This is a genomic window from Pseudogracilibacillus auburnensis (assembly GCF_003201975.1).
GTDB lineage: Bacteria > Bacillota > Bacilli > Bacillales > Amphibacillaceae > Pseudogracilibacillus > Pseudogracilibacillus auburnensis.
Genome location: NZ_QJJQ01000015.1, coordinates 92,839 through 103,595, shown reverse-complemented (window position 1 = coordinate 103,595; position 10,757 = coordinate 92,839). Strand labels below are relative to the sequence as shown.

Annotated in this window: 6 protein-coding genes; 1 reads left to right on the top strand and 5 read right to left on the bottom strand. The window is 35.5% G+C overall.

Translation table 11 applies throughout. The features are described 5' to 3' along the window. Both DFR56_RS17880 and DFR56_RS17875 read right to left on the bottom strand, forming a co-directional pair. Positions 1 to 5,916 (bottom strand): Cna B-type domain-containing protein (locus tag DFR56_RS17880; protein WP_158525701.1); only part of this gene is annotated, 5,916 nt, incomplete at its 3' end. 161 nt (positions 5,917 to 6,077) lie between these two features. Next, entirely contained in the window at positions 6,078 to 7,220 is a 1,143-nt protein-coding gene (locus DFR56_RS17875) for a response regulator (protein WP_158525700.1), read from the bottom strand. Positions 7,221 to 7,371: 151 nt separating this feature from the next. Here DFR56_RS17875 and DFR56_RS17870 point away from each other — a divergent pair, with 151 nt between their 5' ends. After that, positions 7,372 to 7,926 carry a GNAT family N-acetyltransferase gene (locus tag DFR56_RS17870; RefSeq protein ID WP_342353174.1) on the top strand — a complete coding sequence of 185 codons (555 nt, stop codon included), beginning with the start codon at positions 7,372 to 7,374 and terminating at the stop codon, positions 7,924 to 7,926. Between the two features lie 494 nt (positions 7,927 to 8,420). On the opposite strand, the gene DFR56_RS24055 is transcribed toward DFR56_RS17870, so the two are convergent. The 3 genes from DFR56_RS24055 to DFR56_RS17855 form a co-directional block, all read right to left on the bottom strand. Next, positions 8,421 to 8,591, bottom strand: coding sequence for a cysteine-rich CWC family protein (locus DFR56_RS24055; protein ID WP_146214324.1), 171 nt, complete (start codon positions 8,589 to 8,591; stop codon positions 8,421 to 8,423). Positions 8,592 to 8,664: 73 nt separating this feature from the next. After that, positions 8,665 to 9,855, bottom strand: coding sequence for a S1C family serine protease (locus DFR56_RS17860; RefSeq protein WP_110396812.1), 1,191 nt, complete (start codon positions 9,853 to 9,855; stop codon positions 8,665 to 8,667). A 115-nt stretch (positions 9,856 to 9,970) separates the two neighbouring features. Next, positions 9,971 to 10,756, bottom strand: a complete 786-nt coding sequence (locus DFR56_RS17855; protein ID WP_110396811.1) for an MBL fold metallo-hydrolase — start codon at positions 10,754 to 10,756, stop codon at positions 9,971 to 9,973. Position 10,757 lies beyond the last annotated feature (1 nt).

Here is a 10,757-nt window from a genome sequence, read left to right as displayed (position 1 = left end):
TTGAAGTAAGTTTACAGTAATTGCGCCTGGACGATCTGTTTCTTGTTCGTCTTTCCATAATTTTGTTATATCAACTTCTGTTTTTCCTACTCTTAAGTTGGTTATATCGTGACCTTCAATTGATTTCTCATAGCCATCAGTAGCTTCTTCATCAACTGTATACTCTATTTCTTTACCTTGTTCATCATACTTAGGAAGTTCTGTAAACTCATACTCCCAATTAGATTCCTCAGTTACATCAACTTCATCAATCTGTTCACCATTTGCTAGTAAATAAACAGTGATTGAAGCTGGACGACTCTCAGAATCATCGTCTAACCAAGTCTTTGTTCCTGTTACCTCTGTTTCGCCAACACGTAAGTTGGTTAAGTCAAAACCGTTAACCTCTGTCTCATAACCTTTAACCGGTTTTTCTTTAATTTCATACGTATAAGCTTTACCATCTACATCAAATGCTGGTAAGTCTTTTACTTTTAATGTCCACTCTTGGTCTGCAGATATTGTATAAGTTTCCACTAATTCCTTGTCGCCTTCTGTGATTGCCCTTAACAATTCAACTTCAATTGAATCTGGACGATCTTCGGAATCATCATCTAACCACGATTTCGTGATTTCAATTGTTTTTACATCTGTGCGTGTGTTCGTAATTTCAAATCCATCACTATTTGATGTATAACCTGGCACATCATGTTCTGTAACAGTATATTTATAAGCTTTACCAGCCTCATCATACTCCGGTAAGTCTGTGATTGTTAGGTTCCAATCATTTTCTTTTGTTACTTCATATTCGTCATAAACAATACCGTTCTGAAGTAAGTTTACAGTAATTGCGCCTGGACGATCTGTTTCTTGTTCGTCTTTCCATAATTTTGTTATATCAACTTCTGTTTTTCCTACTCTTAAGTTGGTTATATCGTGACCTTCAATTGATTTCTCGTAGCCATTAACAGCTTTTTCATCAACTGTATACTCTATTTCTTTCCCTTGTTCATCATACTTAGGAAGTTCTGTAAACTCATACTTCCAATCTGATTCCTTAGTTACATCAACTTCATCAATTTGTTCACCATTTGCTAGTAAATAAACAGTGATTGAAGCTGGACGACTCTCAGAATCATCGTCTAACCAAGTCTTCGTTCCTGTTACCTCTGTTTTACCAATGCGTAAGTTCGTAATGTCGTAATCATCAATTGTTGTTTCATATCCATCTACCGCTACTTCGTCGATTGAATATGTTATTTCATTTCCTGACTCATCGTATTTCACGAGATCAGTAAATTCATATTTCCAGTCAGTTGCTTCATTGACCTGAGTTGTTTTTACTACATCACCGTTCGCAAGTAGCTTAACTGTGATTGCTTCAGGACGTTCTTCAGACTCGTCATCTAACCATGTCTTCGTTCCAGAAATGCTCGTTATTTCTGTGTTCGTCACAATAAATCCGTCAGCTGCATCTCCCGTTACGGTTGATTTGTACCCATCAACATCCATTTCTTCTACTTGATAGTCGATTTCTTCGCCTGACTCATCATAAACACGTAGGTCTTTAAACGTTGCTTTCCAAGCATTTTCTTCATTTAATTCAACTGTTTGATCTGTTGGTAAAAGCTTTACTGTTACTGGTGTTGTTTCTCCATCAGCATTGTTCCACTTCTTCTCAACAGAGATATCTGTGATTTTGTTATTCTTCATTGCTTTTTCAACGGTTTGTAAGTCTTCTGTAATTTCAATATCAATCGGTGTTTCGTCTAGTTCATAACCCGCTGGTGCTTTTGTTTCAATTAATTGATACGTACCAAGTAGTAAGTCTTCAATAACAATTTCACCTTGGTCATTCGTTACTAAGTTCTCTTTAACTACTTCACCTTCTGAATCTATTAATTTAAATTCCGCGTTTGATAGTAAATCATTTGTTGCAGCATCTGATTTAATTAGTTTGATAGATCCTTTGAATTTCTCGTTTGTCATTACATACGTTAGTGTTCTAGTTTCATCTAACTCGACTTCAAACTGGATTGGCTCTTCGTTTATACGATAGCCATCTAAGGCTTTAGTTTCAACAAATTGGTAATCTCCTGCTTCAAGTGTGTTTGATGTTTTGATGTTTCCATGTTCATTTGTTGTAAATGAATCAACTTTTACGTATTCACCCTCATCGTTTAACTTCTGTAATTCAAACTCCACACCTGCAAGTGTTTCATTTGTATCTACATCTATCTTCGTTAAAAGTACCGCACCACGTGGTGTATTTTCAAGGGAAACTTTTACTGGTTCTGGTTCTTTGTCTCCAATAGTTACTGGATATTTTGTAGAATCAAGAATAAACCCTGCTGGTGCTTTTGTTTCTTGAACATAATATGTTCCAGCGTCTTCTAAATCTTCAAAAAGGATTTTCCCATCTTCATTTGTCGTACCTTTTGCAACTTCTTTGTCTTCTGAATCAAATAATGTAAATTCAGCTCCGGCTAATACATTACCTTCATTATCTGTTTTAGATAAATCGATTGCAAAGATAGGTACATAGTTTTCAACGGAATATGCAAATTTGGTTTTATCTGAATCCGCAGTATATGGCTTATTTATCGTGATTGTATGTTCATCCGTATGTGCTACATATCCATCAGGTGTCTCTGTTTCGATTAATAAATAATCACCATACATTAAACGGCCGAAGGAAATTTGACCATCTTCATCCGTTACACCCGAAATAAGTAATTGATCAGTCTCCTTATCCCTTAACTCAAATTTAGCACCTGCTAGTTTCTTGCCTTCTTTGTCAACTTTATCGACAATGAGAAATCCAACTTCACCAGTACCACCTGATGAGGAGTAACGGTCAATAATGATGCTTTCTTTTCCACCTTGGCTTGCTCCATCTTTTAAATTTTCACCCGTTACTTTATAATCATTCGTTACTTCCTCGCCCTTCTGAGCGAAAAATATCGTTGAATATTCAACAACAAAAGCACGGTCAATTTCTTCTTTCCATTTAATTTCAAATGTTTGTGTATCAGCTTCGTGATTTAACTCATATAAATCAGTGCTATATGGCTCACCTTTAATTGCCTTGCCATCCTTATCAACTGTTGCCTCATACACTCTAATCGTATCTTGTAAATAAGCGTGATTGTCTGAAATTGTGTCTGTTAATGTAAGACCTGTCACTTTATGTTGACCAGGGTTAATATCGATTGACCATTCAACAGTCTTTCCTACTTCTTTCCCTTTTTTGGAACTATACTCATTTGCTTTAGGTATCGTCACTGATGAAGATACTTTATCAGCTTCTCCAGTTCCATCAGATACTTCCACATCATTTTCGTACATTTCATCGAGGTGTTCTACGTGATCTATCGTTGTTTCATAAATAACTTTATATGTTTTATCTGTATCACCTAAATTAAGCGTGAAACCATCCTCTGATGCTGTCAAATTCGAATCATCTACAGGAACATCAGCAATTTTATACTCATTCCCATTAGATGGAACTTCTAACTCTTCAACTTTAATTGAATCTGTTACTAATTTTTGATTACCTTTTGGTGTGTCTTTAATTACCAATTCATCGTATGCATTCCCACGGTAGTTAACGATTAACTCCCACGTGATTTTTTTTGTATCTGGATTGTACGTACCATTCTTCCAATGGTTATTTTCATTTTTTTCGTTTATTTTCGTTCCGACAGTTAAATCTTTTTTAATTACTTCTCCTGAGTTTTCCGGTATCCACTCAATAGTTGCCGTATTTTTAGGATTCGATCCTACTGTATTTGGATCATAATCCGATTTATACTCAATAATGATTTCTTCACTAGTTTCATAGTCTTCGGGAAACTTAACCTCAAATGTGCTTTCATTTTCCCCCGTTACGGTGTGACCCGTGTACTCCTGCCCACCAACTTTTACCTTTACTGAATTTTGCTTTAAAGTTTGACCCTCAGTCAACGTATCAGTAATCTTGATATCTTTCATTGGGTGTTCGTCTCTGTTTAGGTGTATCGTCCAATCAATTGTTTTCTCTTTATAATTGACCGCTCCAGCCCATTTCACCCCATAATACTGGCCAATCTCGGTGCTCTTCTTAGTTGAATGTTGCCCAAAACTTGCCACATTTTCCATCGTAAACCCGTCTATAACCCGGTCTATTACTTTTGTTTTATATTTTACTTTATATGCTTTATCCGTTGTAATGCCTGTCACTTCAAAACCGTCTGTTATCTCATTTAGTGTACCTATATTTGCAGGTACTTCATTTATCGGCTCACCATTTTCATCAATTGTCACTTCAAAAAATTCAACATCACCTTCAAGCACAACTTTGCCTGCTGGTTCCCACTTATCTGATAATGTCACATTCTCCAACGATTTTTGATCAAAGTTAAATTCTATTTCCCATTCGATAATACCTGTTTTAGGATCGTAATCTGTAACTGCAGATTTATTAATAGGTTCACCACGATTAATCGGTACCGTCGCGCTTGCTTTCTGATCTTCTTTATTTTCGTCAATCAAAGTCGCATCGTTTTTGAAGCTCTTGATGGACATATCTGTTATTTTTGTCGTATATTCTACAACATATTTATCTTTTGTATCACCTAAAGGAATCGTGAGTTTCTGACCATTGATTTCTGGTGCGATAGAAACAGTGACATCTTCACCTTCACCGACGACTTCCCCTATTAAATTTGTTTTGTATTTTGTAACTTTTATGCTATCTGCAATATACTCAAGTCCTTCTGGAAGTTCGTCAACAATTTTTGCATCCGTTAAGTTTGAGCCATTTTCATTAGCTGTAACCGTCCAACTAATTTCTTCAGCGTTGTAATCTTTTGCTGGCTTTCCAGACTTTCCAATTGTTTTATCATTGTCAACCGGGTTTACTGGAACAACGATTGCTCGCCCTTCATCAATTGGATCAATTGTAACTTCTCCGTCTTTAACTTCAACTTCATTTGGATTTAATTTTGCAGCTATTCCAATGTATCCTTTCACATTACTATGTGTATCAACATAATTAGTAAAGGTTAACTTGACTTTATTATCTGTTGTAATAACATAATTCGCAATTAAGTTGTTATCTCCATCCATTAATTCACCATCAGTCATATCTTCATCAAGATAGATTTGTTTTGGCAAATCAAATTCGACGGTATCACCTGCATTATAAGGGTGACCATTTTCTAGATGCCAATCCACTACAAGTGAAAATTCATCTTTAGGATTTAGCTTATAATCTTCTGCATACTCTTTTCCATCAAAATCAGTTACTTTACCTATTTCTAACTTAAATCCTGCATTTTCACTTGTTATATTTTGCTTCATTGGTGCAGCTTGAGTGTTTTTGCGCTTCTTATCAGTAGCCTCTGCGTCTTCTTTAGAAACTTCTTCTTTTAGATCCGTTTCTTCTAGTTCTGCATCTTCTTTTCCAGCGGTATCAGCTTTTTCTTTTAAACTCTCGTTCTGTTCGTTTTCCTGTTCCACTTCGGTAGATTCCTTAATTATTGCTTCCACTGTAAAAGTACCATTAGCATTCTCAAGTTTTCCTATTTCTTTATTAAATGTAACTGTTACCGTATCATCAATTGCCTGATACGTACCAACTTCTGTATGGTCAAAAATTAGCTCGCCTAGTTGCTCTTTTTTAATGTGTAACTCTTCGACCAAAGTTAGTGATTCAGAATCCTCTGCTGTAATTTCTACACCTTTTGTGGACCATTCAATATGTATAAAGACGGCCGAATCTCCATCTACTTCTTCTAAGTTGACTTCATTTCCATCTTCATCAACTACAGCAAAGTTTTTAAATATACTTTGCTCATTACCTTGTGCAGTGACTATACTACCTAATCCCAAACTAGTAAATATAGTTTGCAAGACTAATACAAAGGCAAATAGCAACCCTATTCCACGCTTCATGTTTATATTCCCACCTTTATCCTTACTTTTTACTACATAAGGAAGTATAAATGTAAGTTCTTAACAAAAACTAAACAATTTGAACTATGAAGCGCTTACAAGGTAGTGATTCACTCCTAAGTGAAAATAAAAAACTCCAATTTTAATTGGAGTAATGCACCTTAAGGATGATTATTATTAACCCGTCTAATAATGTTTTGCTCATACCATTCTTTTATATAGTTACTAGGTTCTATTGATAATTCTTCTGCCAAGACTTTAGTTAGATTCCGATATTGTTTTGTCACTAATTTAGAGTCGCCCATTTTTGCATATAATTTCATCAATGAAAAGTGAGCTTCTTCATGTTCTTGGTATCTTTCACAAATATTTTTATACCATTTAATCGCATCGTTACCTTCATTATTCATTTCATAAAACGTGGCTATTCTATTTGCTGTTTTTAGCCAAATACTTTCCATCCGATGTCTTTCCGCTTCCAACCAAACATAGTCATGATTAAGTAAATACGGCTCCTTATTTAAACGCATGACTTCCTCGTAGCTTTTTACTGTCGAGTAATTTAGTTCAGGTAGTGCAGTTAAAGACTTCTCCCATTCAAAAAGATCGATCGATACACTTTTCAGCTCTAATAAATATCCATCTGTCGTATTATGTAGTACAATATGGTCATTAAATGGTCTTAATGCTTTTCGAACATTGTATACGGTTGTATATAAAAGCGAATAACCTTTTTCTAGTTCATAAACTTCCCATAACAGTTCCATTAATGTTGATTTTTCGACAAGCTTACCGTGATTTTGTAATAAGTACAAAAATAATTCTTGTGTTTTTGATGTTCTCCATGGAATTGGCTTAAAAATATCTGGTTCAACTTGAAATGATAAATAATTACTAACTTTAATTTGCAAATGATTTAGTTCAGGCTTTTTTTCCTCTTTCACATTTAATTGCTTTCTGACTCGATCTAATGTCAAACGTAGTCGATCAAGTTTGACCGGCTTTACTAAATAGTCTAATGCATTTAGTTCAAACGCTTTAACAGCATATTGATCATACGCTGTTACAAATACGACGATTAAATCAGGTTTTTCATTGATAATTTGTTCGGCCAATTCGATTCCATTTATTTCAGGTAAATGAATGTCTAAAAATATTACATCAACCTCTTCAGTCAAAATGTGTTCCTTACCTTCAATCGGGTGAATAAATGTCCCGATCACTTCTATACCATTTAGTTTCATAATTTGTCGTTTCAAGTATTCTAATGCTAATTGTTCATCATCAATACAGATTGCTTTCATCATGGATCACCTTTCTCAGTAATCAACCTTTTAACAATGTTCTTTATTACTATTATCGGCTAAAATACCTTAATCAAAATAGGTATAAAGAACCTTCTTGGGTAAATATGGATAAAAAAAAGTGCTATTATGTTATTATTTTAATCATGAGGTGAAAATATTGTTTATCCTACATGTGGATGATGAAGTTATGTTACGAATGTTAACTGCCAGAGATGCTGAGCCTCTCTATCAAATAACAGATCAATCTAGAGAGTATTTAAAAAAGTGGCTCCCTTGGCTTGATGAGATCCACTCAGTTGATGATTCGTTATCTTTCATCAAAAATTCGTTTCAATTATACAATGACAGGAAAGGAATTACAGCAGGTATTTTTTGGTTTGACCAGCTTGTTGGAGTAGTTGGGTTTAATGAGCTCGATTTTAAAAATAAAACAGGATATATCGGGTATTGGTTAGGGGAAAATTACCAAGGGAAAGGAATTATGACTAAGGCAGTTTCTGCATTAATAACTTATGGTTTTTCGGATCTTTCGCTAAACCGGATGGACCTTCGAGCAGCAAAGGAAAATTTGCCAAGCCGAGCGATTGCGGAAAGAATCGGATTTAAAAAAGAAGGGCGGATTAGGCAGGCGGAGTGGCTATACGATCGATATGTGGATCATATAGTATATGGCCTGTTAAAAGAAGAGTGGAATAACGAATAATGATTTATCCACAAACTTATGCACATACACACAAAACAGGGCATATATATTGGTGTTTTTACATTTTCTCATCTACATAAAGACATGAAAACAACCGTTCTCCTGACTTATCCACGAATTGTGCATAACCAATAAAATCTGTGGATAAGTCGTTTGCTATTTATACGGTGCTGAACGCGATAGAAGTGTAAGGATTTTGACTGTTTTACCAAAAAACCCTTGCACATAATAGCAACATCCTATTGTTACGAACTACTTTAGTTGTCTAGAGCGAAAGTGACTGACTCCAGCGGGACAAGCAACAGGGGTACGCAGACTTAGAACGGCCCGTTCTGGGACTACGCTTACTCATTCCATCGAAGACACCGCGACTGCGATTACTCGTCGCAATAAACATTGTGCGTCGGAAGCAGGCCGCCGTGCCCGCTAAAAACATGTCATATTTCGCAGAAGACAACGGTAGAACTGGAAGCAATTTAGTTGTTCAGCAGAACCTATTTATTTAAAAGTATTAGACAACGATGACATATACACATGTTAGCTATATTTTTTTCGTTTATTTTTGTTACCGTTTCTTTAGAGAGCTCCAATTTCATACACCAACAATCATTGCTTTTTTGACAATTGTTTTTGGAGTTACAAATTGGACAAGTTGTTTTCTTCATATTATCCCCATCCAAAATATAACGCTACTCCATCATTTTGTGAAGTAGCGTTTTTATGTCAGTCATTTGCTTTTTATTTTTGTTCCCCTAATTTTACTTTCGTTTCATGTCGCTCACCGTCACGATAATAGACAATCGAAACTTCATCACCGATTTTTAATTCTTGATACAATGTTTTTCTTAAATCTAGAATATCAAGGACAGGCTTACCGCCAAATTCCGTAATGACATCAAGTCGTTTTAATCCTGCTTGATCTGCTGGTGATATTGGTTCGATACTCCATATATAAACTCCGCCTTCGATCGAATCAGGTAATTTTAAGGTGTTTTTCCATTCAACTTTTGGTACTTCTTCTAAAGAATAGATTTCCACACCCAAGTACGGTCGTGTTACGGTTCCTGTTTCCTCTAACTCTTTAATGATTGGTTTAGCTATATCAATTGGGATAGCGAACCCGATTCCTTGGGCAATATTTTGACTTATTTTCATGGAGTTTATCCCAATCAGTTGACCTTCAATATTAATTAATGCTCCACCACTATTACCCGGATTAATTGCTGCATCTGTCTGAATTACCTCTGCTTGCCAATCTGGACGGCCATCTTGGTTAAAATCTTGTGGAATAGTTCGTTGTTTTCCGCTGATAATTCCTTGTGTAACAGAACCTGCAAACATATGTCCAAGTGGATTACCAATCGCAATCGCAGGTTCTCCAACCTTTAAGCTATCGGAAGATCCCATTTCAATAGAAGTTTCCACTTTATCTCCATTTACACGTAAGACAGCTAAATCTGTAAATAAATCACTACCTAATAATTCAGCATCTAAATGTGTTTCATCTTTTAACACAACTTCTAACATATCAGCATTTTGGACGACGTGGTGATTCGTCACTATATAGGCGTACCCATTATCTTTTTTATATATTACACCAGATCCAGTTCCAGCTTCACTGCTTTCCCCTTCTTGCCAAAAATCCGTTCTCGTTTGAATATTTGTTACCCCTACAACTGCTGAAGATACTTTGTCCACCACATCAGTAATTTGAGTGGAAACATCAACAGTGACATGTTCTTGTGCTACTCTGTTATCATTTGTTGGTGTTTCATCCTTGTCGTTTAAAGCAACATTTCTACCTGTAAAGTTAGGATAAACAACTAGCATGAGCAGTGCACCGACAACTAGTCCAATAATAATCGGAACTAGCCAACCTCCCCCTTTTTTAGGGTTGCGATTTGTTGTATTGTCCGTATAATAACCCATGAAATCAACTCCTTTAAGTAAGAACAAGTTTGCTCTGGTTCATTATGTATACAACTTTTTTTATTATACCATTGAAAGATCTTATTTATTTACACAATTTTTTACAATTTATCGATTACATTACTTCATATAATGGTGTTGGAGTGGATGGGTCTGTATCAAATAAATTAAGTTGAATCCCACGCTCCCTCAACACATGGTCAACAGACATTCTCGCAAGCTCTTTCATATTATTATCTTTGCTCAAATGTGCTAAATAAACCCGCTCTGTTTTATTACTTATTATTTCACTTAATGCTAGTCCACAATCTTCATTTGAAACATGACCAGAATCGCCTAAAATTCGCCGCTTCACATTCCATGGATAACGCCCCATTTGTAACATACTTACATCATGATTCGCTTCAAATATATAAGCATTCGCACCTTCAATGGTCTTTTTAATTTTTTCGGATACATACCCTAAGTCTGTAACAAGTGCGACCTTTTTATTCCTATGGTGAAAAGTAAAAAACATTGGATCAACTGCATCGTGAGAAACAGAAAACGATTCTACATCAATATCTCCAAATGTTTTTATACTATTTGTATCAAAATGGAACTTTTGATCCAATGAAAGCTCTCCGATATTCTTATCCATCGCATGCCATGTTTTTTCATTTGCATAAATGGGTAAATTGTACTTTCTGGCAATGATACCGAGTCCTTTAATATGATCGCTATGCTCATGCGTCACTAAAATGCCAGAAAGCTTACTCGGATCAACATGAATTTCACCAAATAAACGATCTAACTGTTTACCACTTAAGCCTGCATCAACTAATAGCCTTGTTTTATTTGTTTCAAGATAAAACGCATTACCTGTACTACCCGAGGCTAGTACACTAAAGCGCATTGTCATT

Bases quoted from the DNA above. Each gene is read 5' to 3' on its own strand.
- DFR56_RS17855 (WP_110396811.1), bottom strand. From the start codon at position 10,756: ATGACAATGCGCTTTAGTGTACTAGCCTCGGGTAGTACAGGTAATGCG.
- DFR56_RS17875 (WP_158525700.1), bottom strand. From the start codon at position 7,220: ATGAAAGCAATCTGTATTGATGATGAACAATTAGCATTAGAATACTTG.
- DFR56_RS24055 (WP_146214324.1), bottom strand. From the start codon at position 8,591: ATGAAGAAAACAACTTGTCCAATTTGTAACTCCAAAAACAATTGTCAA.
- DFR56_RS17860 (WP_110396812.1), bottom strand. From the start codon at position 9,855: ATGGGTTATTATACGGACAATACAACAAATCGCAACCCTAAAAAAGGG.